General features: G+C 60.4%; 24 protein-coding genes. 11 read left to right on the top strand and 13 right to left on the bottom strand.

Annotated features, from left to right (window positions below):
• Nucleotides 1-85 precede the first annotated feature (85 nt).
• Complete coding sequence (locus ACW9I6_RS10745) at nucleotides 86-865, bottom strand: IclR family transcriptional regulator (protein WP_008435411.1); 780 nt, start codon at nucleotides 863-865, stop codon at nucleotides 86-88.
• Nucleotides 866-1,080: 215 nt separating this feature from the next.
• Here ACW9I6_RS10745 and ACW9I6_RS10740 point away from each other — a divergent pair, with 215 nt between their 5' ends.
• Genes ACW9I6_RS10740 through ACW9I6_RS10725 form a run of 4 tightly spaced genes read left to right on the top strand, consistent with a single transcriptional unit; the run spans nucleotide 1,081 to nucleotide 4,539 of the window.
• The gene (locus tag ACW9I6_RS10740) at nucleotides 1,081-1,863 is read left to right on the top strand and encodes an ABC transporter substrate-binding protein (protein ID WP_003211407.1); all 783 of its coding nucleotides are present in this window, start codon (nucleotides 1,081-1,083) and stop codon (nucleotides 1,861-1,863) included.
• The gene (gene ehuD / locus ACW9I6_RS10735) at nucleotides 1,860-2,528 is read left to right on the top strand and encodes an ectoine/hydroxyectoine ABC transporter permease subunit EhuD (RefSeq protein WP_003211406.1); all 669 of its coding nucleotides are present in this window, start codon (nucleotides 1,860-1,862) and stop codon (nucleotides 2,526-2,528) included. The genes ACW9I6_RS10740 and ehuD overlap by 4 nt, the downstream gene beginning before the upstream one ends.
• Nucleotides 2,525-3,277 carry an amino acid ABC transporter ATP-binding protein gene (locus tag ACW9I6_RS10730; protein WP_087694235.1) on the top strand — a complete coding sequence of 251 codons (753 nt, stop codon included), beginning with the start codon at nucleotides 2,525-2,527 and terminating at the stop codon, nucleotides 3,275-3,277. Before ehuD ends, ACW9I6_RS10730 begins: the two co-directional genes overlap by 4 nt.
• Nucleotides 3,274-4,539, top strand: a complete 1,266-nt coding sequence (locus ACW9I6_RS10725) for an NAD(P)/FAD-dependent oxidoreductase (RefSeq protein ID WP_177022012.1) — start codon at nucleotides 3,274-3,276, stop codon at nucleotides 4,537-4,539. The genes ACW9I6_RS10730 and ACW9I6_RS10725 overlap by 4 nt, the downstream gene beginning before the upstream one ends.
• A gap of 62 nt (nucleotides 4,540-4,601) precedes the next feature.
• Here the strand turns inward: ACW9I6_RS10725 and ACW9I6_RS10720 are convergent, their stop codons facing one another.
• Nucleotides 4,602-5,288, bottom strand: coding sequence for a M24 family metallopeptidase (locus ACW9I6_RS10720; RefSeq protein WP_087694233.1), 687 nt, complete (start codon nucleotides 5,286-5,288; stop codon nucleotides 4,602-4,604).
• Between the two features lie 563 nt (nucleotides 5,289-5,851).
• Here ACW9I6_RS10720 and ACW9I6_RS10715 point away from each other — a divergent pair.
• Nucleotides 5,852-6,199, top strand: coding sequence for a DUF6124 family protein (locus ACW9I6_RS10715; protein WP_219407161.1), 348 nt, complete (start codon nucleotides 5,852-5,854; stop codon nucleotides 6,197-6,199).
• A gap of 115 nt (nucleotides 6,200-6,314) precedes the next feature.
• Here ACW9I6_RS10715 and glsB read toward each other — a convergent pair whose 3' ends face one another.
• From glsB to ACW9I6_RS10690, 5 genes are all read right to left on the bottom strand, one after another.
• Complete coding sequence (gene glsB, locus ACW9I6_RS10710) at nucleotides 6,315-7,223, bottom strand: glutaminase B (protein ID WP_457339273.1); 909 nt, start codon at nucleotides 7,221-7,223, stop codon at nucleotides 6,315-6,317.
• A gap of 187 nt (nucleotides 7,224-7,410) precedes the next feature.
• The gene (locus ACW9I6_RS10705) at nucleotides 7,411-7,896 is read right to left on the bottom strand and encodes a DUF2199 domain-containing protein (protein ID WP_003211394.1); all 486 of its coding nucleotides are present in this window, start codon (nucleotides 7,894-7,896) and stop codon (nucleotides 7,411-7,413) included.
• Between the two features lie 104 nt (nucleotides 7,897-8,000).
• On the bottom strand, nucleotides 8,001-9,227 hold the full coding sequence (locus ACW9I6_RS10700; RefSeq protein ID WP_177022015.1) for a nucleoside permease: 1,227 nt from the start codon (nucleotides 9,225-9,227) through the stop codon (nucleotides 8,001-8,003).
• Between the two features lie 42 nt (nucleotides 9,228-9,269).
• Nucleotides 9,270-10,322: a sugar phosphate isomerase/epimerase family protein gene (locus tag ACW9I6_RS10695; protein ID WP_087694231.1), complete on the bottom strand. Its 1,053-nt coding sequence runs from the start codon at nucleotides 10,320-10,322 to the stop codon at nucleotides 9,270-9,272.
• Between the two features lie 14 nt (nucleotides 10,323-10,336).
• Nucleotides 10,337-11,467 (bottom strand): Gfo/Idh/MocA family protein, encoded by a 1,131-nt coding sequence (locus ACW9I6_RS10690; protein ID WP_457339274.1) that lies wholly within the window; start codon nucleotides 11,465-11,467, stop codon nucleotides 10,337-10,339.
• Between the two features lie 167 nt (nucleotides 11,468-11,634).
• Here ACW9I6_RS10690 and ACW9I6_RS10685 point away from each other — a divergent pair, with 167 nt between their 5' ends.
• Nucleotides 11,635-12,630 carry a LacI family DNA-binding transcriptional regulator gene (locus ACW9I6_RS10685; RefSeq protein ID WP_457339272.1) on the top strand — a complete coding sequence of 332 codons (996 nt, stop codon included), beginning with the start codon at nucleotides 11,635-11,637 and terminating at the stop codon, nucleotides 12,628-12,630.
• On the opposite strand, the gene ACW9I6_RS10680 is transcribed toward ACW9I6_RS10685, so the two are convergent.
• On the bottom strand, nucleotides 12,624-13,034 hold the full coding sequence (locus ACW9I6_RS10680) for a hypothetical protein (RefSeq protein WP_003211385.1): 411 nt from the start codon (nucleotides 13,032-13,034) through the stop codon (nucleotides 12,624-12,626). The two genes, ACW9I6_RS10685 and ACW9I6_RS10680, sit on opposite strands and share 7 nt — an antisense overlap.
• A gap of 109 nt (nucleotides 13,035-13,143) precedes the next feature.
• Between ACW9I6_RS10680 and ACW9I6_RS10675 the strand changes: the two genes are divergently transcribed.
• The 5 genes from ACW9I6_RS10675 to ACW9I6_RS10655 all read left to right on the top strand — a co-directional run bounded on the left by ACW9I6_RS10675 (nucleotide 13,144) and on the right by ACW9I6_RS10655 (nucleotide 18,100).
• Nucleotides 13,144-13,995, top strand: a complete 852-nt coding sequence (locus tag ACW9I6_RS10675) for an AraC family transcriptional regulator (protein WP_003211383.1) — start codon at nucleotides 13,144-13,146, stop codon at nucleotides 13,993-13,995.
• Between the two features lie 291 nt (nucleotides 13,996-14,286).
• Nucleotides 14,287-15,015 (top strand): winged helix-turn-helix domain-containing protein, encoded by a 729-nt coding sequence (locus tag ACW9I6_RS10670; protein WP_003211381.1) that lies wholly within the window; start codon nucleotides 14,287-14,289, stop codon nucleotides 15,013-15,015.
• Complete coding sequence (locus ACW9I6_RS10665) at nucleotides 15,008-15,763, top strand: hypothetical protein (RefSeq protein ID WP_457339271.1); 756 nt, start codon at nucleotides 15,008-15,010, stop codon at nucleotides 15,761-15,763. The genes ACW9I6_RS10670 and ACW9I6_RS10665 overlap by 8 nt, the downstream gene beginning before the upstream one ends.
• A gap of 32 nt (nucleotides 15,764-15,795) precedes the next feature.
• Nucleotides 15,796-16,485 (top strand): winged helix-turn-helix domain-containing protein, encoded by a 690-nt coding sequence (locus ACW9I6_RS10660; protein ID WP_003211376.1) that lies wholly within the window; start codon nucleotides 15,796-15,798, stop codon nucleotides 16,483-16,485.
• A 220-nt stretch (nucleotides 16,486-16,705) separates the two neighbouring features.
• Nucleotides 16,706-18,100, top strand: coding sequence for an undecaprenyl-phosphate glucose phosphotransferase (locus ACW9I6_RS10655; protein ID WP_087694227.1), 1,395 nt, complete (start codon nucleotides 16,706-16,708; stop codon nucleotides 18,098-18,100).
• 264 nt (nucleotides 18,101-18,364) lie between these two features.
• On the opposite strand, the gene ACW9I6_RS10650 is transcribed toward ACW9I6_RS10655, so the two are convergent.
• From ACW9I6_RS10650 to ACW9I6_RS10630, 5 genes are all read right to left on the bottom strand, one after another.
• Nucleotides 18,365-20,455: a YjbH domain-containing protein gene (locus ACW9I6_RS10650; protein WP_457339270.1), complete on the bottom strand. Its 2,091-nt coding sequence runs from the start codon at nucleotides 20,453-20,455 to the stop codon at nucleotides 18,365-18,367.
• Nucleotides 20,452-21,219, bottom strand: a complete 768-nt coding sequence (locus tag ACW9I6_RS10645; protein WP_457339269.1) for a capsule biosynthesis GfcC family protein — start codon at nucleotides 21,217-21,219, stop codon at nucleotides 20,452-20,454. The genes ACW9I6_RS10650 and ACW9I6_RS10645 overlap by 4 nt, the downstream gene beginning before the upstream one ends.
• The gene (locus tag ACW9I6_RS10640; protein ID WP_032899416.1) at nucleotides 21,216-21,875 is read right to left on the bottom strand and encodes a YjbF family lipoprotein; all 660 of its coding nucleotides are present in this window, start codon (nucleotides 21,873-21,875) and stop codon (nucleotides 21,216-21,218) included. The genes ACW9I6_RS10645 and ACW9I6_RS10640 overlap by 4 nt, the downstream gene beginning before the upstream one ends.
• A gap of 14 nt (nucleotides 21,876-21,889) precedes the next feature.
• Nucleotides 21,890-23,002, bottom strand: a complete 1,113-nt coding sequence (locus ACW9I6_RS10635; RefSeq protein ID WP_143495494.1) for a polysaccharide export protein — start codon at nucleotides 23,000-23,002, stop codon at nucleotides 21,890-21,892.
• Between the two features lie 85 nt (nucleotides 23,003-23,087).
• Nucleotides 23,088-23,372: a hypothetical protein gene (locus ACW9I6_RS10630; RefSeq protein ID WP_003211359.1), complete on the bottom strand. Its 285-nt coding sequence runs from the start codon at nucleotides 23,370-23,372 to the stop codon at nucleotides 23,088-23,090.
• Between the last annotated feature and the right edge of the window lie 48 nt (nucleotides 23,373-23,420).

Below are 23,420 nucleotides of genomic sequence, written 5' to 3'. Positions count from 1 at the left end.
AGTCACTGCATCTGGCGACTGATACACCGCATTCGCGAGCAAGCCCGCTCCCACATTTTGGATTTGCTGTGTTCTTGAGAGCGGGTTACTCCAGGTTACGCGCCGAATTGCTCAACGCCCTTGAGCACTGCAACAACGCCGGCGCCAACTGCTTCTCTGCATCCGCCCGGCTCCAGCGACTGGTCGGCGCCACCACATGCACCGCCGCCACCGGCCGACCGTTCGCCCCCAGCACCGGCGCGCCGATGGTCATGTCCCCCAGGAACAGTTCCTGGCCATTCACCGCATAGCCCTGCTCGCGCACCTGCTGCAACGACTCCATGATCCTGTCGACCTCAGTCAACGTCTGGCTGGTGTGCGCCACCCGCTGGCTGTGCTCGATCAATGCCAGCGCCTCATCCTGCGGCAACGCACTCAGATACGCGCGCCCCGACGCCGTGCAATACATCGGCACCCGCGAGCCAATCGGCATGTGTACCGGCACGAAGCCCGAGCTGACAAACCGCGCGATATACGTCATGTCGTAACCCGCAGGCTCGGTCAGGCACGAGGTTTCTCCCGTCAGGCGGGTCAATTCCGAGAGGAACGGGTTGGCCACTTCAATCAGCGAATGCGCATCCAGATAACTGAAGCCCAACTCCAGCACCCGTGGTGTGAGTTGGTAATGACGGGTGCGCGAGTGTTTCCGAAGGTAACCCAGGCTCTCGAGGGTAAACACCATGCGCTGGGCCGAGCTTTTGGTCATGCCGGCGGCCTCGGCCACCTCTGCAAGGCTCATGCTGCGGCGCTGGGCGCTGAATGCCTTGAGCACCGACAGGCCTTTTTCCAGGGATTGGTTGTGCAAGCTGTTGCGTTCTTCGGACATGGCGAACTCGCGGTCAGGTCGATCAAGCGTGGCGATATTTCTACACGAAATCGCGAAATTCGACCACTAAAAATCGCATACCGATACGAATGGTTCATTTTGTTCAATTTCCATAGCGTAAAACGATTTTGTTTAATCGAAATGGCACAGAGCTTGCGGTTTGCTCGGTAACCGCTCGCGGTACTGACGATCCGTTTTCCTTCTGGAGTAACCCGATGAACAGTCTTTCGCCCTTGTTTCGCCGCCTCGCCTTCGGTCTTTGCGCCACCTTTTGCGTGGCCACCGTGCACGCCGCCGGTGCAGCCTCGTACAAAGTCGGTGCAACGGCCAGCGGTTCGCCGTTCACCTTCCTCGACATCAAGAGCAACAGCATCCAGGGCGTGATGGTCGACGTCGCCAATGCCGTAGGCAAGGCCGGTGGCTTCACCAGCGAAATCGAGCAGACCAACTTTGCCGCGCTGATCCCGTCCCTCACCTCGGGCAAGCTCGACTTCATCGCCGCCGGCATGCTCAAGACCCCGGAGCGTGCTCAAGTAGTGGACTTCAGCGCGCCGGTGTACGCCTACGGTGAAGGGCTGATCGTGAGTGCCGACGACAACGCGACCTATACCGACCTCAGCTCCTTGAAGGACCAGGTAGTGGGCGTACAAGCCGGCACGATCTTCTACGACATGCTCAACAAGCTGGGGATCTTCAAGGAAATCCGCACCTACGACTCCATCGGCGAAATGGTCCGCGACCTGAGCCTGGGCCGCATCAAGGCCGCCGTGGGTGACCAGCCGGTGGTGGCGTACCAGATCCGCCAGAAGCTGTTCAAGGGCGTGAAGCTCGCCGCCGACTACAAGCCGGTCAACGTCGGCGAGGTGTGCCTGGTGGTGCGCAAAGGCGACAGCGAAACCCTCGCACGCCTGAACCAGGCCATCGCCAGCATCAAGGCCGACGGCACCCTGGACGCGATCCTGAAGAAGTGGGGGCTTGATGCCCAGGTGCAGCCATGAACCCGGCTGAATTCCTGCAAAATGCCCGGGACTTCCTGCCGATCCTGCTGCAAGGCGCCTGGGTGACGATCCAGATCACCGTGCTGTCGTTCCTGCTCAGCAGCGCGATCGGCCTGGTGCTGGCGCTGCTCAAACTGTCGCCGATCAAGGCGCTGTCGTGGGCGGCGAGCACCGTGATCAATGTGATTCGCGGCCTGCCGATCATCGTGCAGCTGTTCTACATCTACTTCGTGTTGCCGGACATGGGCGTGCACCTCAGTGCATTCCAGGCGGGTGTGATCGGCATGGGCATCGCCTACTCGGCGTACCAGGCGGAGAACTTCCGTACCGGCATCATCGCCGTCGAACAGGGCCAGCGTGAAGCCGCCGAAGCCCTGGGCATGCGCTCGGTGCTGATGATGCGCCGGGTAATCCTGCCCCAGGCGTTTCGCATCGCCTTGCCGCCCTACGGCAACACCCTGGTGATGATGCTCAAGGACTCATCGCTGGTGTCGACCATCACCGTGGCCGAGATGACGCGCCAGGGCCAACTGATCGCCTCGTCCACCTTCCAGAACATGACCGTCTACACCCTGGTCGCCCTGCTCTACCTGCTGATGAGCCTGCCGCTGGTGTATGGCCTGCGCCGCATGGAACAGCACCTGGGCCGGAGGAAAAAAGCATGATCGAGATTCGCCAACTGCAAAAGCACTACGGCACCCATCGCGTGCTGCACGGCGTCGACCTGGACGTGGCCAAGGGCGAAGTGGTGTGCCTGATCGGCCCGTCCGGCTCGGGCAAATCCACCTTGCTGCGCTGCATCAACGCCCTGGAAGCCTACGATGGCGGCACCATCAACGTGTTCGGCGAAACCGTGCAACGTGGCAGCAAGACCGTACACGCCCTGCGCAGCCGCATGGGCATGGTGTTCCAGCGCTTCAACCTGTTCCCCCATCGCACCGTGCTGGAAAACGTGATGGAAGGCCCGGTGTACGTCAAGGGCGAACCGCTGCAACAGGCCCGGGAAGAAGCCTTGGCGCTGCTGGATAAAGTCGGCCTGTCGGCCAAGGCCGATGCCTACCCGGAACAACTCTCCGGCGGCCAGCAACAGCGGGTGGCCATCGCCCGCGCACTGGCGATGAAACCCGACGCCATGCTGTTCGACGAACCCACTTCGGCCCTCGACCCGGAACTGGTGGGCGATGTGCTGGAGGTCATGCGCACCCTCGCCGACGAAGGCATGACCATGATCGTGGTGACCCACGAAATGGGCTTTGCCCGGGAAGTGGCCGACCGCGTGTGCTTCCTGCACGGCGGCTACATCGTGGAGAGCGGGCCGGCCGAGCAGGTGCTGGGCAACCCGCAACAACCGCGCACCCAGGACTTCCTGCGCCGCGTGCTGCACCCGACGGCCAACACCCGGAGCCTGCCATGAAGTCACTCTGGGCCGCGACGGCGCCCGCTGCACCGCAAACACCCGCGTTGGCTGAGTCATTGAAGGTGGACGTGGCCATCGTCGGCGCCGGGTATACCGGCTTGTCCACGGCGCTGCACCTGGCGGAGCGCGGCGTGAGCGTGTGCGTGCTGGAGGCCAACGAGCCCGGCTGGGGCGCGTCCGGGCGCAATGGCGGGCAGGTCAACCCGACACTCAAATACGACCCGGATCAACTGGTGCAGATGTACGGTGCCGAGCGCGCCGAGCCACTGATCAACACCGTGTCCAACTCTGCCGACCTGGTGTTCAACCTGATCGAGCGCCATGGCATCGACTGTGCGCCCACACGCAAGGGCTGGATGCAGGTTTCCTATTCCGAAAAAGGCGTGGCGGGCCTGCACGCCCGGGCCGAACAGTGGGCACGTCGCGGGGTGCCGGTGCAGCGCCTGGATGCCGGCGCGGTGTCCGCCCGCATGGGCAGCCAGGCGTTTGCCGGTGGCTGGCTGGACGGTCGCGCGGGCGCCATCCAACCCTTGGCCTATGCTCGGGGCCTGGTGCGTGCAGCCCAGGCGGCGGGCGTGCGCATTCATGGGCAGAGCGCAGTGACCGCGATGCAACAGGCGGGCGCGGGCTGGAAGTTGCAGACCGCGAGCGGCGCGCAGGTGTCGGCCGGCCAAGTGGTACTGGCCACCAACGGCTACAGCGGCGACTTGTGGCCCGGCATGGCCCAGAGTGTGCTCGCGGCCAACAGTTTTATCGTCGCCACCCGGCCCTTGAGCGGGCCTGCGGCCGAGAGCATTTTGCCGGGGCAGGAAACCGTCTCAACCGCCCAACGGCTGCTGCTGTACTTTCGCAAGGACGCCCACGGTCGCCTGCTGATGGGCGGGCGCGGGTTGTTCGAAGATCCCACCGGGCCCGCAGATTTTGCGCACCTGGAGCGCTCGCTGGCACTGTTGTTTCCCCAGTTGGGCAAGCTGGACTTCGAGTACCGCTGGGCGGGCCGGATCGCGATCACCCGGGACTTTATGCCTCACGTCCACGAGCCTGCACCGGGGCTGACCCTGGCACTGGGCTGCAACGGGCGCGGGATTGCCTTGTGCACCAGCCTCGGCCAGCAACTGGCCGGGCGCCTGTGTGACAGCCGCTCCGACTTCGCTTACCCGGTAACGCCTTTGCAGCGGTTGCCACTGCATGGCTTGCAACGCTTCTACATCGGCGCGGGCGTGGCGTGGTACAGCCTGCTGGATCGCCTCTCCCTGTAGGAGCGAGCTTGCTCGCGAAAAAACCGAAGGCGCCGCGTGTCCTCAGGAGACCGGCGCCTTCGTCAAAGCTCGCAGACCTTTCCCTCATCACTGAAGAAATAGATATTTTCATGCTTGTAGCCCCAGCGACCGCCTCGCTCGCGAGCATGCGGCTCGAAGGTAAAGCACGTCACCTCCTCCAGGCGCCGATGATTGCCCGCCTCGATGTAGAGCCTTTGGTCACGCTGCTCGCAGATGCTGTGGCCGACGTTGCCGGCGAAATCGAGGTTCTCGAAACCCTCGGATGCGATCAGGTCATTGGCGAACGCGTGGAGATCGTTGAACGTGGTTTCAGGCCGGGCGAATGTGCGCATCATCGCGTGTAGCAGGTGCTCGACTTCATAACCCCTGCTGAACTCGGCCCCCACCGGCACCGCCCGGCACACGCCCTCCTCCACATAGAAAGAGCGGGCACAGTCGCCCCACACATTGCCTGCTCTCGGGCTCAAATCCACCGTGATCAGATTGTGTAAACCAACGGCTTCATCACTGGGCCGATAGTCGCGTCCCGACACCGAAAGCGCACTGCGCGAACCCAGCAATACGAAGGCCGGGCAGTCGTAATACCAGGTCTGCGGATAGCCGGAATCCGCGAGCATCTGCGTCGCCATTTCGGCGATGGAGGCTTCGGTGGACTGTGGCGTGATCCGCGTAACGAGCTGCTGCAGCACCGACTTGGCGGCGGCCTGGACCACGCGATTAGGCAACATGGATTGTCTCTGACTGATGAGGGATTGCGTCGATGGTAGCAGCACTCTCCTCGACAGGGAGACGCACTCGGATTTTAAGCTCGTTCCCACGCTCCGCGTGGGAATGCAGACCGTGACGCTCCGCGTCACAAAGGCAGACGCAGAGCGTCCAGGGCAGCGCTCCCACGCAGAGCGTGGGAGCGATCAATAGCCGGAGCACCGACTTGGCGGTGGCCAGGACCACACGATTGTGCGACATGGACCGTCTCTGACTGAGGGAGACATGCTCGGATTTTTCCGACAACTGTTTCAGGTTGTCGGTCGGACCCGGGCTGACTAACCTCCCGCAGTCGCTGCCAATTCAGCGACCGGATTTGACCGTCCGCAACCATAGAACAACTGCGCCAAAACCGATCTTGGGCGTTTTTTTTACGCCTGATGTATTGTGTCGCGGCAGCTGTACGCGGGATACCTTCGGGTATGCCGGTTTTGTTCTTTGGGCCGGTCGGTCAACCCGCGTATAGCTGCCACCCTAATCGTTTGACCGCGAATCGTGGCAGCTCCATTCACAAAGGAGCTTCACCATGATTAAAGACAGCCCAAATCCCCCACCGCATACCGACCGGCTTCAAGAAGCCGCTTACCGCGCCATTCACCACTATCTGAAACCTGACGCCCAACCCCAACCGCCTGAACCCACCGAGCTACCGTTCGATGGATTGTTTACCGTGCGTAAGGACCTGGACACAGAAACCTTGCTGGCCAATGCCTCGCAAGACCTGGCGTCGATCAATGTCATCGCCGCTCACCTGGCCTTCGAAGTCGATGGTACCCAGCGCAACGTGGCGCTGGGCATTTGCCGGATGCTGGAAGGTGTGCAGATGCTGGTCGACAAAGCGCTGGATCGATGCGCGCAAACCAGCCCGCGCTGAGCTCGTTCCCACGCTCCGCGTGGGAATGCAGACCGTGACGCTCCGCGTCACAAAGGCAGACGCGGAGCGTCCAGGGCTGCGCTCCCACGCAGAGCGTGGGAGCGATCAAGTCTCTTCAAAAAACCGACCATCCGATCCGCTCGCTCAACAACTCCAACGCCTTCATCCCCGCCAGCGAATTGCCTGCCGCATTCAACTCCGGCGACCACACGCACACCGTAAACTGCCCCGGCACCACCGCGAGAATCCCGCCGCCTACCCCGCTCTTTCCCGGCAACCCGACGCGATACGCAAAATTCCCCGCCTCGTCATACAGCCCGCTGGTGGCCATGATCGAGTTCACTTGCTTGGTCTGGCGCGCCGTCAGAATCTGCTCGCCGCTGTGGGTGCACACCCCCTCATTCGCCAGGAAGCAAAATGCCTTGGCCAGGTCCAGGCAGCTCATCTGCAACGCGCAGTAGTTGAAGTAGCTGTGCAGCACTGCATCCACGTCATTGTGGAAGTTGCCGAAGGACTTCATCAGGTACGCCATCGCCGCATTGCGCGCACCGTGCTGGGCTTCGGATTCAGCCACGACACTGTTGACCAGAATCTGCGGATTGCCCGACAGCCGCCGCACAAAATCACGCATGGACAAAATAGGCACGGCAAAGCGCGATTGGTTGATGTCGCAGATCACCAGCGCACCGGCGTTGATAAACGGGTTGCGTGGCCGCCCACGCTCGAACTCCAGCTGCACCATGGAGTTGAACGGCTGCCCCGAAGGTTCGTGGCCCAGGCGTTGCCAGATGCTCTCGCCGCCATGGTCGATGGCCTGCACCAGGCTGAATACCTTGGAGATGCTCTGTACGGAGAACAAGGTGTGGGCATCGCCCGCGCAGTAGGACGAGCCGTCATTGCCATACACGGCAATGCCCAGTTGCTGGGCCGGCACGTCGGCGAGCGCGGGGATGTAGTCGGCGACCTTGCCGAGGCCGATCAGTGGACGGACTTCGTCGAGAATCGACTCCAACAGGGCCTGCATGTTGTGTTCTGGCATGGTTTGGAAAATAGTGATTGGCGGGCGCGGAGGATACCTGAAACCCAGGGGGTAGAAACGCGCAGGCGCGCACAACGAGGTCTTCGTTTATCCAGACTTTAACTGTTGGTCGATCCATGAAGAGTCGGGCATTCGGTCGCAGCGTTTCTTATGGTCTCTACTGGCAGTGGCGTCAACGTGTCCACACCACATATTCGTGTGCACGATGCGCCGTAATGCCTCGGCATTGCTCAAACGACAGCGGATGGTTACTCGCGATCAGCGTCACCTTTGGCCGGTTAGCCGGGTCAGTCAGGTTCAGCATGGCGGGGAGCCCACATGTTGCAGGCAGACCCGGGATGTCATTGGCAATCGTCACCGAAAACGGTGGTTCGCTTGATTGCTGCGGGTCATCCCAGAGTTCGTAAACCCGCTCAAAATCCAACTGCTCGATTCTGACCCAAATACCGATGTGAAAAACCTCCTCGCGACCCAGCACCGGCAATGGCAGCAACGCACGAATGAAAAATTGCTTACCGCCGATGATGGCCAGGTCATTGTTCTCCTGGACCCCACTCTCTCTGTCGTCTTGCGATAGCGCCATAACGGCATCGGGACGTCGAAACGCCAGCTCCATCTCGTCAATCCGGTGTTCTTCTTCGCACTGGTTGCACAGCAATTAGCGTCTCCTTCAAACATTCTGGCCGCACAGTCGACTCGCTGCGCCGGGCCATTCTAGCGCGATACCAACGCTGCGCAACGCCGCTTTGCGGGCGCCATGCGTCAATCAGCCGGCTCTGCTGGCACCCGCTCCCGCCCCTTGAACGCCAGCGAAAAACAAAAAAAGATCACCAGCGCAAAACCCGCCGGAAACAACCAGATGCTGCGCCAGTCATGGCTGCCACCCGCCGCCACATAGTGGTCGGTCACCTGCCCTGCCACCCAGAACCCAATCAACATGCCCACACCGTACGTGGCCAGGGTAATCAGCCCCTGCGCCGAACTCCTGAAGCGCTCCGGCGCTTTCGCGTCGGTGTAGATCTGCCCCGAGACAAAGAAGAAGTCATAGCAGATGCCATGCAGCGCAATCCCGGTAAACAGCATGAAGGCCAGCTCGCCATTATTGCCGTAGGCGAACAGTGCATAGCGCAGCGCCCACGCCAGCATGCCCACCAACAGCGCGACCTTGATGCCAAAACGCTGGATGAACAGCGGCAATAGCAGCATGAACAGCACCTCGGACACTTGCCCAATGGCCATTTTTGCCGTGGGGTTGGTCACGCCGATTTCCGCGAGAAACGGGTTGGCGTTCTGGTAGTAGAACGCCAGGGGAATGCAGATCAGGATCGAGGCGATGAAGAACACCAGGTAGCTACGATCCTTGAGCAACCCCAGCGCATCCAGCCCCAGCAGTTGCTTGATATCACCCTTGCCCGCCTCGGCTTTCAAGGGCGCGGTACGCGGCAAGGTGAAGCTGTAGAAACCCAGCACCACTGACGCGATGGCAGACATCAGGAAGGTGTTGCGCAACGCGCCCGTGGTGATCGACTGCTGCGAATCCCAGGCGAACACAAAGCTGATCACCAGCCCCGCAACAATCCAGCCCAGGGTGCCCCACACACGGATGCGCGAAAACTCCTGGGCCGGGTCGCTCATTTGCCGGAAGGCCACCGAGTTCACCAGTGCCAGGGTCGGCATGTAGATGACCATGTATGCCAGCACGTAGGGATAAAAGCCGACGAAGTCCGGCGCGCGGTACAGCTGGTACAGCAGCACCGCGCCGATCAGGTGCAGCACCGCCAGGATGCGCTCGGCGTTGAAGTAGCGGTCGGCGATCAGGCCGATGATAAACGGGGCGATGATCGCCCCCCACGACTGGGTGGAAAACGCCATGCCGATCTGCCCGCCGCTGGCCCCCAGGTTGCTGGCGAGGAAGGTGCCGAGGGTGACGAACCAGCCGCCCCAGATGAAGAATTGCAGGAACATCATGACGCTCAGTCGCGCTTTCATTGTGGTCACCGTTTTATTGTTATTTTGAGTCAGAAGCGCTGTTCAGGCGTCGGGCAGGCCCAGCAGCCGTCGGTTGGATTGCTCGTCGGATGTCACGCCGGCGAAGTCATCGAATGCCTTGCTGGTCTTGCGGATCATGTGCTGGCGGATGAACTCCGCCCCTTCTGCCGCGCCTTGTTGCGCGTCCTTCAGGCAGCACTCCCACTCCAGCACGGCCCAGCCGTGGAAGTCGTACTGGGTGAGCTTGCTGAAGATCGATTTGAAGTCGATCTGGCCATCGCCCAATGAGCGAAAACGGCCAGGGCGGTCGACCCATCCTTGGTAGCCGCCATACACGCCGGAGCGCGCGTCGGGGCGAAACTCGGCGTCCTTGACGTGGAACATGCGGATGCGCGCGTGGTAGCGGTCGATGAAGCCCAGGTAATCCATTTGCTGCAGCAGCAGGTGGCTGGGGTCGTAGAGAATGTTGGCCCGGGGATGGTGGTCGACGGCTTCGAGGAAGCGCTCGAAAGAGGCGCCGTCGTGAAGGTCTTCGCCGGGGTGGATTTCGTAGCACAGGTCGACGCCGGCCGCCTCGAAGCAATCGAGAATCGGCAGCCAGCGCTTGGCCAACTCGGCAAAGCCTTGCTCCACCAGGCCGCTGGGGCGTTGTGGCCAGGGGTAGATGTACGGCCAGAGCAGCGCGCCGGAGAAGGTCGCGTGGGCCGTCAAGCCAAGGCGCTGGCTGGCGCGGGCGGCGAGTTTCAATTGGTCGATGGCCCACTCGGTCCGTGCCTGGGGCTGGCCGCGCAGATGGGCCGGGGCGAAGTCGTCGAACAGCGTGTCGAATGCCGGGTGCACGGCCACAAGTTGGCCCTGCAGGTGGGTCGATAGCTCGCTGATTTCGACGCCCGCATGGGCGCAGGTCGCCTTGAGTTCATCGCAGTAGGCCTGGCTTTCTGCAGCGCGGGCCAGGTCAATGTAGCGGGTGCCGAGTGTGGGCAACTGGATCGCCTTGTAGCCCTGGGATGCCGCCCATTGGGCGATGTTGGCCAGGGTGTCGAAAGGCGCTTCGTCCGAGATGAACTGGGCGAGAAAAATGCCTGGGCCGCGCATGTCTGTAGTCTCCTTCATGGGTGGTTCGCCAAGGTGGTCCACTTCGCCTCGCCGTGATGGTTGGCGATCACGGCTTCGATAAAGGCCATGCCGCGCACGCCGACTTCGATGCCGGGTACGCCAACGGCCTCGGTGCCCTGGCGAATGGCCTTGGCGAAGTCGCGGTAGAGGTTGGCCATGGCTTCCAGGTAACCCTCGGGATGCCCGGCGGGCAGGCGCATGCGCTGCAATGCCGCGTCGCACAGCCAGGGCTGGCCGACGCCGGAACGCAGGATGCGCAGCGGTTGGTCGAGGGAACGATGGATCAGACTGGCGGGTTCTTCCTGGCGCCATTCCAGGCCGCCCTTGTCGCCATAGAGGCGGATCTTCAGCGGGTTCTCTTCACCGGCACACACTTGGCTGGCGATCAGCACGCCGCTGGCGCCGGAGGCCATCTTGAACAGCATGGCGGCATCGTCATCCAGTTGCCGGCCGGGTACATGGATGCCCAGGTTCGCGCAAAGCTGTTCGATCGGTTGGTCGGCGATGAACTCGGCCAGGGAAAAGGCGTGGGTGCCGATGTCGCCGATGCAGCCGCCCAGTCCCGAGAGTTCGGGCCGGCTGCGCCAGTCCGCCTGTTTATTGCCCTGCCCGGCCACGTCCTGGCTGAGCCAGCCTTGTGGGTACTCGACGATCACTTTGCGCAACGCGCCGATCACGCCATTGCGCACCATGTCGCGGGCCTGCCAAACCATCGGGTAGCCCAGGTAGGTGTGTGCCAGCCCATAAAGCCCGGAACTGTTTTTGACAACGTCTGCCAGCGCCTGCACTTCAGCAAGATTGAGCGCGGCCGGCTTCTCGCTGAACACGTGGAAGCCCGCCTGCAGCGCCTGGGTCGCAATCGGTGCATGCAGATGATTGGGGGTGACGATCACCAGCAGCTGCATGCGCTGCTCGGCCGGGAGTGCCTGTTCGGCGGCGAGCATCTGCTGCCATTCGCTGTAACAGCGGGACGCGGGCAGGCCCAGCGCATTGCCAGTGCTCCGGTTGTTCTCGGGCTCACGGCTGAAGGCACCGCACACCAGTTCATAACACCCATCCAGCCCCGCCGCCTGGCGGTGAGCCTGGCCGATGAAGGCGCCTTCGCCGCCGCCAACAAAGCCCATTCTTATTTTTTGCACAGCAGCCGTCATCGCAAGTCTTCTCTTTATGGGCAATTACCGATCATGATGTAACCGGTTACATCGTGCCGGAAATTTAGGCCTGGTTGCTCGCGGTGTCAAACCCCGACTGCGGTAAACTTGCAGGCTGCTGTTCTGATAACGAGGTGGTCTTGTCCAATATTCGTGAAGTCGCCCGGCTGGCCGGGGTCTCGGTGGCCACCGTGTCCAGGACCCTGGCCAGCCCTGAACGCGTGTTGCCCGAGACCCGCGACAAGGTCAACGCCGCCGTGGAACAGACCGGCTACCGGCCGAACCGCATGGCGGTGCAATTCCGTTCGCGGCGCACCGGCAACCTGGTGATCTTGGTGCCGGCGATTGCCAACACGTTTTTCGCCCGGGTCATCAGCGGTGCACAGCAAGCGGCGCAGGCATCGGGTTATCGATTGCTGTTGTGCGACACCCGGGGCCAGGCAGAAATCGAAAAACAGTTCGCCGAACTGGTCCACGCCCATCAGGCCGATGGTGTGATTCAGTTGCGGGCCTCGGACCCGTTCAGCGACTGCAGCGACTCACCGCCACTGGTGAACGCCTGCGAGGTGATCCAGGACGGTCGCCACCCCACCATCAGCCTCGACAACCGTGGCGCCGCCCGGGCCATGACCCAGCACTTGATCGACCTCGGCCACCGCCGCATCGGCTTGATCAAAGGCCCGAAAAGCAGCCCACTGACCCGTGACCGCGTGGCCGGTTATGAAGATGCCTTGCTCGCGGCGGGCATCCCCCGCGACCCGGCGCTTATCTGCCACGGCGACTTCACCCTGCACGCCGGTTTCGAGGGCGCAGGCAACATGCTCGCCCTGCCCGAGCGGCCCACTGCGCTGTTCTGCGAGAACGACGAAATGGCCATTGGCGCCTTGAAGCGCATCAAGCAACAGGGCCTGCGCGTGCCCCAGGATATTTCCCTGGTGGGCTTTGATGACATCCCCTTCGCGGCCTACTGCGACCCGCCGCTGACCACTATTGCCCAGCCTGCCGAAATCTTCGGCCGCAAGGCCGTCGAGATGCTCATCGCACTGATCGAGAAAACGCCGCTGCCGGAGCGTCAGGTAGTGGTGCCGTTCGAACTCACAGTACGCGACAGCACGGCAGCGCCCCACACTCAATAGTGCGCCACATCCGACACCTGGGTATCCAGCACATCCCGCGCCAATGCCCAGGCCTGATCCGTGGATTCCACCACCAGCAACGGGTAGCCCCACGCCTTGCCGAACATCACGGCAAACGGCTTGAGCGCCAGCCGCTTGGCTGCGCTGGGCTCCACCTGGATCATGCCTTTGACGAAAGTACGCAGGGCCACCTTGTGCTTCTTCATCCAGATCGAGGCCTGTTTGCGCTCTTCGTGGGAGTGCTCGTGAGTGCTTTCATCCACGGCTTTCTCGTGCAGCAGGACGAAGGGTTCCTCGCGCTGCAACAAGGCCTCGAATGCGCCAAAGGTATCTTGCGGGGGAGTGTCGCTCGGGGCGTCAAACACGATTTTCACCACGGGGAATGTTGAACTGTCGAGTTGCATGGGAAGCTCCTTTAACGAGAATGTTTCTCATGATAGCCATGCCATCACTGGACGCCATTGCACAGAATGGCCAGAATGTTTCGCATTCCAGCCAAGACGCCGCGCCGCCATGTACAACCACCGCCTCGAAACCCGTGACCCCTTGCGCCCGGCCCTCGCCGATGCAATTCCCCGTGCGGTGGTTGCAGTGAGCGCCTCAAGCACCTCTGCGAGTTGGGAGCACGCACCGCACCAGCACCGCAAGGGCCAGTTGATGTACACGTTGCGCGGGGTGATTCATTGCGTCATCGAAGAAGGTATCTGGATCGTGCCCCCCCAGTGCGCGTTGTGGATTCCGGGCGGCCTTTCCCATGCCGCGCGCGGGTCGGGGGCAGCGGATATCTACTGTCTGTTGGTCGACCCCGACGCCGCCGGCGCCCTGCCCCGGCAATGCTGCACCCTGGCGGTATCGCCGTTGTTACACGAATTGATCAGCAAGGCCGTCAGCTTCCCGCCGTTGTACGACACCGAGGGCGCCCAGGGCCGGTTGGTGGCCACGCTGCTGGACGAACTGGCACTGGCACCGGTGGAGGCCCTGCACCTGCCCATGCCCCGGGACACTCGGCTGCGGCGCCTGGCCGACAGTTTGCTGGCCAACCCCAGCGACAAGGCCACCCTGGGCGAATGGGCCGTACGCATCGGCATGAGCGAACGCAGCATGACGCGCTTGTTGCTGGAGGAGATCGGCCTGAGTTTCGGCCGCTGGCGCAGGCAACTGCATGTGATTCTGTCACTGCAGCGCCTGGCGAAAGGCGAAAGTGTGCAGACGGTGGCGCTGGACCTTGGCTATGAAAACGCCAGCGGCTTTATCACCATGTTCCGCAAGGCCATCGGCCAACCGCCGGCGCGCTACCTGGCCGACCGCGCGAGCATCCCCCAGCACACGACGCCCGCTATCGCCTTGCTGGATTATTATAAATAGTCACGTATAAGCATTTTTAGAGCTAAGGGACTAGAAGGCTTAAATCATTCCAGCCAAAAAAAATCAACCTGCCTAAAATACTTATCGCACACTAAAAAATTTGCACTAGCATATGAGTACCCCGGTCCACAAACCCGCTCTCAACACCCGCCTGAAATCCGCCTTACCCCCCGCAAATAAAGTGCCGAATGTTAAAATTTGTCACGTTTTGGCGTATTCAATTCGATTAACATCTAAACGCCTGCAGCGATTGAATTGACGGCCTCGCATGCCGGAAAAGGGAGCAACGTGATGCATTTTTCCAACGTCCTCGCTATTGCACGGACCCCATCGAAATCCGAGGACTTCAGCGAGCTTATAGTTCGTACTGTACCGAAAAATCTAAAAGTCGATACACGCTCCTACGGCCAACTAATCGGTCCCTATGCAAGCCATGGACATTACCGTGCCATCATCATAGAGATCGACACCCCCTCTGCCAGCACCCAAACGCTGGACATCATTAAAAAAACCAGATCGGAAAATCCTGGCAGCACCATTTTCCTGGTTGTCACCTTCGCCACTACACTAAGCAAAACCAAATATTATCTCGCAGGCGCCGATTACTGCATAAAGGTCGTCGAGAGCTCGCCCGAGAAAAAACTTGCCCTGTTTGCCGCGTTCCTCAGCGAGACATACTGGCTAAGTAATACTGATTTGCTACTCGATCAGGACCGCATGTGCATCTACGGGGGTGGCAAAAAGCTCGAAGTGTCCTTTGTCGAAATGAAAGTACTGGAAGCGCTCATTCATAATCGATTGCTCAGCCATGATGAAATCGCCGTGGTAATGGGGCTGAATCCCCGATTTTATGATTCAAGGGCCCTCGAAAAATCGATTAGCCGGTTACGTGGCAAAATAAAATCACATTACGGAAGCAATATAATTCAGAGCATTCGCGGTTACGGCTACAAACTAAGCAGAGGGCTGGCTTCGGTTAATCATATCCACCCCGTCAGGGAGCGGTCGAACCGTGAATAGCGGAACCTTATTACGTGAGGCGTCAGCCTGCTTCACTTTTTCGCGGCAAGCGATACTTGAACGAAGTTGCACGCTGTGGGGCAGTGAGATCCGCGTCCACGCCGGGCCTGCGCTCGACAGCCCGCGTGATGACGCCTGCCCGTTTTATTCCGAACAACTTAAAGACGCCTACAGCGAAGCCCTGCAACATGCCAGGCCGAGTTCATTTGCCCGCACAAGTAAACGTTTGCGCGCGGATAAAAGCCCGGGCCTCCACAAGTTTTTCCGAATTGAGCAATCGCTGTTGATGAATGAGGACCTGCTCAAGGAAATTATCGATACTTCACACACGCTGGAAAAAAACAGACAACAACTCATTGTCAGCGTTGAAAATACACTGGACACCCTTCCGGGCCCGCTGGAACGCCGGAGCATGATCCGTCAACTGTATAGCCTGAAAGACCAGAGCAACCTGAAGCTTGCCTATAACAATTACACATTAAATACAAAAAACACCGACCTGCTGATCGACTTGAGTCTTTATGACTATATAAAAATGCCTTTTCCAGACTCGGCCCTCAGGCTCAGTCTGAACACCCGCTCGGGCCTGTTCGACCGGCTTTACGACCAGATGCTGGGGCTGATGAGCACCACCCGGGTCTCCTTCATCGCCGACAACGTCGAGCACGCCGACAGCGCACTTCTCGCCAGACGCTTGCCTTTTGACTATTTTCAGGGCCCCTACTTCTCCCCTGCTGATAGTTTATGAACCCCCGTACTTTCCTGGAATCGGTGAATGCCATGAGTTCTCTCAAGAAACACACATTTACATCGACGTACCCGTCAATCGCACTGCACGATTTCACGCCAAATGTGGCATTTTTACATTACGACGTCGACAGCGGGCCGCTGATCGAAACCGTGGAAAAAACATCGGACGCTTCGACCAGTTCCTACGCCGTTACCAAAGAGCAGAATTTCAATCTGTGGCTCAGTAACTATGTCGCCGCCAAAAGACTTTACGAAGCCAGTAATCGGCTGACCCGACAACTTTACGACGCATCAAAAAAACCTAACATCACGGCTCTAAAATCAGACGTCACACACACGGACCTGAATAACACCACCGCGGAAACAGTTAACTCATCCTCTGCATTACGCGGCCCCGATGTCTGGCTACTTACCCAGCAAGATCGTGCGCTGGTGAAAGGTGGGCTACGCATTTCCTTGACCACTATTGAGTCGGCATTGATCAAGAAAATGTTGAACCATGAAGAACGTGTGGTCAGCAAGGAAGAACTTATCCGCAACATCGGACGTGAGCCCGACCTCTATCGCGGGCTTGAAATGTGCCTTAGCCGATTGCAGGACAAGTTCAAGCGCGTGAATGATGGCGAACGCCTGTTCCGCGCGGTGCGTAACCGTGGCTACTGCCTGACACAAAAAATAAAAAGCCCGCTGAGCAGTCGCGCAAACGTCACAGAACAATAATTATTTCATAAAAATTACAATTCACCCTGCCTATTAGAACGCCTTTCTATCTGCCATTTTATAACAACATGACCGCGTTATAAGTCGTCAGCCATTGCTCCCTGCCATTTATTACTATCAATACGCACGCCTACGCGTGCGCCTGCCATTTGATAGTCATTAAAACCACGCCTCGCTTTAACCTGCCAGCACGTGAGTGGATACCACAGGGAGCAGAAGTATGCTTAACAACAGAAGAATGCATCGTAACCTTACACCCAAAGGCCTGACCTTTTGGGGACAGTGGGCAATTGCCCTGAGTGTGGTCGTTGTACTTTTGTTTTCACTGGTACTTTTCAAGACCGGGCAATTGGAATCCCATTACCGGATATTGGCAGCCATTACAATACTGGCCTCTATACCGGCCTACATGTTATGTGACGTCTATAGCAAAAAAGATGACTTTTTTGTTGGGCTGGGACGATTATTCACCGGCTGGTTATTGACCCTGGGCATATTGTTCGCGGTCGGCATAGCCTGTAATGCCAGTTCGCTGTTTCCCTTCGAGATCCTGCTACTCTGGGCTGCTGTCAGCTATCCAATACTAGCCCTTTGCTACATTCCCATTCACAGTCTATCCAGGTACTACCACCGGCAACTACATGAGCGCCAGAAATCGCTGATTATTGGTACGGGAAAACTTGCAACCGACTTGGCCAATACTCTCGCCAGGCAAAAACGCTCCCCTCTGGTCGGTCTCGTAGGTCCCCGCACCACCTCCCCCCAGGCCGGCACCCAGCCTCAGATCCTCGGTGACTTGCCCGATCTTCCCGCGCTGATCCGCCAGCACGGTATCCGCCGCCTGTACATCACTCACTCTCTCCAGGAAGCGACCCACATCGAGGCGCTGTACCTCAACCTGCTGGAGATCAGCGTGGACGTGATCTGGGTGCCCGACCTCAACAACATGCTGCTGCTCAACCACAGCGTGGCCGAGGTGGATGGATTGCCCGCGATCTTCCTCAATGAAAGCCCGCTGACCAGCCGGCCGACCGCAGCACTGAGCAAGTCGCTGCTGGACAAGAGCCTGGCCCTGTTGGCGATCATCCTGCTCAGCCCGTTGCTGCTGCTGTTCGCCCTGCTGATCAAACTCACCTCTCCCGGCCCGGTAATTTTCAAGCAGGATCGTCACGGCTGGAACGGCGAGGTGATCAAGGTCTGGAAGTTCCGCTCGATGCGCGTGCATGACGACCACGAAGTGCGCCAGGCGAGCCGCAACGACTCACGCATTACCCCCGTAGGGCGCTTTATCCGCCGCACCTCCATCGACGAGCTGCCCCAGCTGTTCAACGTGCTGCAAGGGCATATGGCACTGGTCGGCCCACGCCCGCATGCCGTCGCCCACAATGACTACTACTCGGGCAAGATTCGCGCGTACATGGCGCGGCATCGCATCAAGCCCGGCATCACCGGCCTGGCGCAGGTCAATGGCTGCCGGGGTGAAACCGAGACCCTGGAGAAGATGCAGCAACGCGTCGATATCGACCTGCGCTATATCAACAACTGGTCGCTGTGGCTGGACATCAAGATCCTGTTCAAGACGCCGTTTACCCTGCTGTCCAAAGACATCTACTGACCCCGCCCTTCCCCGTGCCGCTGCATCGGCGGCGCGGGGCACCAGGCGCGCTTTGCGCCCTCCCCGCCACCACTCCCCGCAAGGCGCAACGATAGCGCCCACAGCAACGCCCGGGCCCGGGCCATTCGCATAGTCATCAAAGAGGAAAGTCAGGCAAGTGTTGCGCGCCGGCATTGCACCTGGCGCTGTAGCGTTCTGGCTTGGCGACTGCCCGGCGCATTCAACGCCGGGCAGTCGATAACCTTGTCGGCAGATGCCGCACCGTCACTCCGTGATCTTCTCGAAGTTGTTATAGAACAACTCGCTGTCACGCCCGTCAGTCATGGTCTGCAGCGAATAGCCGCGGTTCAGGCGTGCGCCGCCGTCACGGGTCAGTGGCGCCCATACGACGTTGGCCCGACGCATCGTCGAGGTGCTCATCAATTCGTCGAAGGGGACGGAAATATAGATGCCCTTGTCGAAGCTGCCTTCGCCATATTCTTCCTTCGAGGCGGTGGTCAGCGTCACCCAGCCACCAAACTTCACGCCGTTCTTGAACTGGCGCGAGATGTCGACGGTGGTGCCCCAGTCCCGCGCCAGGTAACGCCCCACACTGACGGCGGCGAGGGTGTCATAGGGCAGCTCGGTATAGCTGGTGACATGGCCGGTGATGGTCTGGTAATCCCGCAGGCCGAAGCCCTGGTTGAAATCACGCTGGCGCACGAAGTTCAGGTCTGCGCCCACTGACCAGTGCTTGCCCGCCGGCCGGAACAACACCTCGCCGCCCACCCCGGCGTACATGGACTCCAGGTAGCCGCCGTAGACCATGCCATACAGGTCGCGGTCCAGGCGCTGCGCATGGTTGACCTGGAAATTCGGCATCGTCACATCGGACGTGGTCATGTATTGGCGCAGGTCGGTGCGTACTCGCGGCAAACCGCTGGGTGCGTCGTAGGTGAACTTGTCGTAGTTGTTCAGCAGGTTGGCGCTGAGCAAGCCGCTCCACCAGGTATTGCGGGTAAAACGGTACTCCGCGTCGGCGTCGGCAGTGAACTGATAAAGCAAGCCGTCGGGGCCACCGATGTTCTGTTTGTAACCCAGGCCGAGGCCATAGTTGAACGGCTCGGATTTTCCGCTGTAGAGCGTGGTTTCCCGATGGGCAACCGCCGGATTGACCTCGGTATTACGGTGCAGGTCCGTCAACGGCTGCTGGTTGTTCACCAAGGCGCGGAAGGTGTCACGGGGCACGCTGGTTTCTTCGATGGGCATGTCATAGCGCTTGTTCACCAGGGTGAACCAGTCGATATCCTGATTGGCGCTGTTGTCGAGAATCCGGCTGGCGCGTCCCACGGCCTTGGCTGAATAGAAGTAGCGTTGCTGCTCGCCATATACCATCAATTCCGAGCCGCGCCGGGCAATGCGCTCCACCTTGTAGCCGGCATTCTGCTGCAGCCTGTCGGCGACGTTGGCCCAGTTGACCTGGTCGGCCGGGGTGGTGGGCATGCGCGCCGGCAACGGTTCGGCGGGCGGGTCATAGGTCTTGACCGGTGCCTTGCGGCTGACAAAGTTGGTGTGCAGGGTGATGCCGAACATCGCGGTATTCCCGCGTTCCCAGGCCGCACTCAGGTCGACGCTGTCAGCCAGCTTATAGACCACGCCAATGTTTACCGGCGAGTCCTGCTTGATCGGGTTGTCCAACGGCTCGTGCTTGTAGTCATTGCCCTCGTATTCGAGTTTCAGGCTCAGGGGTTCCCAGGGCGTTTGATAGGCGATCCCGCCGAACAACGAAGGGCGGCCCCTGAAATAGGCGTTGGAGTTCACGTCCCCTGCCCTGGCGACGACCGCAGTGCTCTTGGGCCGGTCGTTGAACTTGCTGCCGAACACCGACAGCGGGTTGCCGAAGTCGCCTCGGTTTCCCAGGTAGCCCCAGGCGATGCCGAGGCTGAAATCCAGGTTGCCGTGGCGCTTGTTGGCGACAAAATATTCGCTGGAAAACAGCCCGGTACCGCCGATGTCCCGGGCACCGAAAGCCACCTGCGGTGCCCACCGGCTTTCCTCCCAGAGCCGCGCCTTGAAGTCGATGGCCTTGTCCTTGAAGCTCTGGCTTCCGCTCAACGCCTCGGCGCCGTACCTGCGGTTGCTGATGGCGGTATAACGAAACGAACCCTCCAGCCAATCAAACGGTTGCAGGGAAAAACTGTAGCGCGAGTAGGGATCGGTGCGGTTGGCGTTGGCGCTCAACTCTCCCGCCGGGGCCATGCGTGCGGTGGGGGTCTGTAGCAGGCCCACGCCGCCGAAATCATTTTGGGTGTAACGGGGGTCACCGTGAGCCAACCCGCAAGGCAACAGCAGTACAGCCGCAAAACGTAAATTCAAGGGTTCACCTCAGCCAACGGTTGAGTGGCGAAAAACTCGGCCAGTTGTTGGTTGAGATCAGGGGTCGGCGTCTCAAGGTCGTCGCTGCGGATCGGCACCAGGATCCTGCTGCCGGGGGCCGCCACCACGCCGTCCTCGCGATTCCACGCCGCCACGCCCACGCGCCGTACCTGGCCGTCGGGCTGGATCAGCCACAGATCATCGCGCTCGGCGTCATCGAGGACCGTGCAGTCGCCAACATAATCCCGCACCTCGCGCATGGCCCGGTACGGCACATCACAGGACTGCGCGACCGCGCCGAGCACGTGCACGGTGGACGGCCTCACGGGGTAGACCAGCCGATCCCCGTCATCCAGCAATGCGTTGCGCGCGAACCCCGTCTCCACGGCGATCGGGTCCAGCACTTGCACCTGGCGGCCGGTGACCGGCAACTGTTCGACCTGTCGATACAGACGCGCACTCAAGTCCGCCCGGGCGCCACGGTCATCCAGCAAGGCCCCTCGTTGCAGCAGTTTCAGATCGAACAAAACCCCTGCCTTCAAGCGTTCCTGCGTGCTCACCAATGACTGGTGCAGCCACGCGGCGCCCAACCAGTAGCTTTCTGCATTGGGTTGGGCCACACGAATAACGTCCAGCAAACGCGCCCCCGGCTTGACCTCGAAGGCGCCGGGGCTGCGCACCTCGCCACTGACTGTAACGGCCGCCTGGCCAGTGCCGGGGCCGATCAGCAACAGGCCCAGCCATAAAAGCTTCGAACACTTCATCGGGCGGCCTCCCGGTCGGGACGCAATTGCACGATTTTCAGGGCCAACCGGGGCGTCAAATGCTGCTCGCTGCGCCAGATGAAACCATCCTGCGGGTCGACCCAATAATGGTTGGTGGCGCGGAAATTCAAGGTGGGAGCGTCCACCTGCTCGTCGATGCGCAGCAAGGCGTAATCCTTGTCCAGAATGCGGAGGGTCTCGATACCGTGGCTGCTGAAACGGCTGTTGACCGCGATACCGATTCGGTTGCCGTCGTAGAGGTCGATCCAGCGTGTGCCGGTGTAGCCGTCGGGCAGATGCTGGAGCCCGCGCTTGAACGGCGATTCGCCACTGAAACGCGTGCCATCCAGGGAAACACCCAGCCCGACAGTGCGTACCACCAGGCCGTCACGCATCATCACCACTTGCTTGCCGGAAGCGACCCAGAACTGCAGGTCGCCCCGGCGCCGGGCCATGGCCATCACGCCCTCGCTGACGGCGGTGGTCACCAGGATCTGCGGGTATGGCACCGCGTCGACCTGGGCGCGGGTCACGTTGATCGGGGCCGGGCCCGTCACAGAAGTTTCGAGGGTGTACCACGACGCCCTCATCAACGGGTTACACCCGCACAACAAGAGCGCCATCGACAGGCAGGCGCTGGTAGGCAACATTTTCACCACGGGATAACGCCTTATCTGCTGTTGACTTCACTGAGGTCATTGGCCGATCGGGCACCAATCCCAATGGCACTGGCGGTCGGCAGCAACTGGCTGATCAGGCGGTTCCAGCGCGTCACGCCGGCCGGCCCGACGTACACGATGTCCTGGGGTTGCAAGTCGAACCGGGTGGCCAGCACCAGCGCGGAAGGTGATTGGGCATCGAGTTGGAACACCTTGGCCGGTTCGGCTTCCAGGTTGTCCACGCCGCGAATCACATAGACCGCATTGCCATTGGAAGTGGTCTGGTTCAAGCCGCCTACGGTACCCAGGGCATCGGTCAGGTTGATCGACTTGCCCTTGAAGCTCAGGGCCCGGGGCTGATTGACTTCGCCCATCAGGTAGACACGTTTCTGGTCGTTATAGGGCAGGTACAACCGGTCGCCGCCCTTGAGGTAGATGCCCTGCAGTTGCGAGCCCTGGCGATTGAGGCTGTCCAGGTCAAGCGTGTACTCACGGCCATCGCGCGTCAGGGTCAGGCTCGAGAGGTCGGCATTCGTAGGGTCGACACCGGCAGCGCCAATAGCCTCGACGGCGCTCAATGGCGTGGTGGTGATCGGCTGTTGCCCGGCCTTGATCACCGCCCCGGTCACCACCACTGTCTGGCTGGCAAACCGCAGGACGCTGACGTCGACCTGTGGGCTTTCAATAAATTGCGACAAGCGCCCGGCGATAAAGGCCCGCAGCTCTTCAATGGTCTTGCCGGCCACCGGGACGTTGCCGATATACGGATAAAACAACGTGCCATCGGGGCGAACCAGGCGCCCGTTGGCGTCGATCTGCTGTTGCGGCCCGGACGGTGCCGTCAACTCGGGATGGTCCCAAACCGTGATAAACAACAGGTCATTGGCACCGACGCGATAGCCACCGGGCACATAAGACAACAGTTCTGCCGGCACCGATTCACGAACATGCGTGGCGGCATCCATGGCAATCAATTTGGGGGTGATGGGAATCAACTCTACCCGAGTACTTTCGGAAGAACCCTCACTGGACATTTGACTGGTGTCCATATGTTGACCAGGCGAAAACATGCAGCCGTGCAAGCTGAAACTTGCCAGCAAAAGAACAGGTAACCTACGAATCATAATGGCACTACGCTAGTCGAGGGCGAGTCTAAAAAAGATCACCCAGAAGTTCCGGGTGATCTTGAACAACACACATTGCGGGTTATTAGTTGGTACCGGTGGTACCGCCTGTACCGGTGGTGCCGCCGGTGCCGGAAGTACCGCCATTGGAACTGCCGCCCGAGTTGGAAGCCGCCGCCGCAGCGCCGACTACCGCGGTACCGACCCCGACGGTTTCACCGAGCGTCACGCCGCCCACGAGCGGGGTGCTCAACGACAGGGGCTCGCTCGCGCCGGCCGCATCGCTCAAGGCCTCGCTCGCGACTTCACCTGCCGCCAATGCCGCAGTACTGCTAAAGGCCAGCACGCCGGCCAACAGTATTTTCCTCATATCAGACTCCTTCTCGATATTTACCCCTTATCAAATAATGCAATAAGG

The sequence above is a fragment of the Pseudomonas sp. SDO5522_S412 genome (assembly GCF_054071215.1).
Note: the sequence above shows the minus strand (reverse complement) of the source record. Positions and strands in the feature narration are given on the sequence as shown.

Bases quoted from the DNA above. Each gene is read 5' to 3' on its own strand.
- ACW9I6_RS10745 (WP_008435411.1), bottom strand. From the start codon at position 865: ATGTCCGAAGAACGCAACAGCTTGCACAACCAATCCCTGGAAAAAGGC.
- ACW9I6_RS10740 (WP_003211407.1), top strand. From the start codon at position 1,081: ATGAACAGTCTTTCGCCCTTGTTTCGCCGCCTCGCCTTCGGTCTTTGC.
- ehuD (WP_003211406.1), top strand. From the start codon at position 1,860: ATGAACCCGGCTGAATTCCTGCAAAATGCCCGGGACTTCCTGCCGATC.
- ACW9I6_RS10730 (WP_087694235.1), top strand. From the start codon at position 2,525: ATGATCGAGATTCGCCAACTGCAAAAGCACTACGGCACCCATCGCGTG.
- ACW9I6_RS10725 (WP_177022012.1), top strand. From the start codon at position 3,274: ATGAAGTCACTCTGGGCCGCGACGGCGCCCGCTGCACCGCAAACACCC.
- ACW9I6_RS10720 (WP_087694233.1), bottom strand. From the start codon at position 5,288: ATGTTGCCTAATCGCGTGGTCCAGGCCGCCGCCAAGTCGGTGCTGCAG.
- ACW9I6_RS10715 (WP_219407161.1), top strand. From the start codon at position 5,852: ATGATTAAAGACAGCCCAAATCCCCCACCGCATACCGACCGGCTTCAA.
- glsB (WP_457339273.1), bottom strand. From the start codon at position 7,223: ATGCAGGCCCTGTTGGAGTCGATTCTCGACGAAGTCCGTCCACTGATC.
- ACW9I6_RS10700 (WP_177022015.1), bottom strand. From the start codon at position 9,227: ATGAAAGCGCGACTGAGCGTCATGATGTTCCTGCAATTCTTCATCTGG.
- ACW9I6_RS10695 (WP_087694231.1), bottom strand. From the start codon at position 10,322: ATGCGCGGCCCAGGCATTTTTCTCGCCCAGTTCATCTCGGACGAAGCG.
- ACW9I6_RS10690 (WP_457339274.1), bottom strand. From the start codon at position 11,467: ATGGGCTTTGTTGGCGGCGGCGAAGGCGCCTTCATCGGCCAGGCTCAC.
- ACW9I6_RS10680 (WP_003211385.1), bottom strand. From the start codon at position 13,034: ATGCAACTCGACAGTTCAACATTCCCCGTGGTGAAAATCGTGTTTGAC.
- ACW9I6_RS10675 (WP_003211383.1), top strand. From the start codon at position 13,144: ATGTACAACCACCGCCTCGAAACCCGTGACCCCTTGCGCCCGGCCCTC.
- ACW9I6_RS10670 (WP_003211381.1), top strand. From the start codon at position 14,287: ATGCATTTTTCCAACGTCCTCGCTATTGCACGGACCCCATCGAAATCC.
- ACW9I6_RS10660 (WP_003211376.1), top strand. From the start codon at position 15,796: ATGAGTTCTCTCAAGAAACACACATTTACATCGACGTACCCGTCAATC.
- ACW9I6_RS10655 (WP_087694227.1), top strand. From the start codon at position 16,706: ATGCTTAACAACAGAAGAATGCATCGTAACCTTACACCCAAAGGCCTG.
- ACW9I6_RS10645 (WP_457339269.1), bottom strand. From the start codon at position 21,219: ATGAAGTGTTCGAAGCTTTTATGGCTGGGCCTGTTGCTGATCGGCCCC.
- ACW9I6_RS10635 (WP_143495494.1), bottom strand. From the start codon at position 23,002: ATGATTCGTAGGTTACCTGTTCTTTTGCTGGCAAGTTTCAGCTTGCAC.
- ACW9I6_RS10630 (WP_003211359.1), bottom strand. From the start codon at position 23,372: ATGAGGAAAATACTGTTGGCCGGCGTGCTGGCCTTTAGCAGTACTGCG.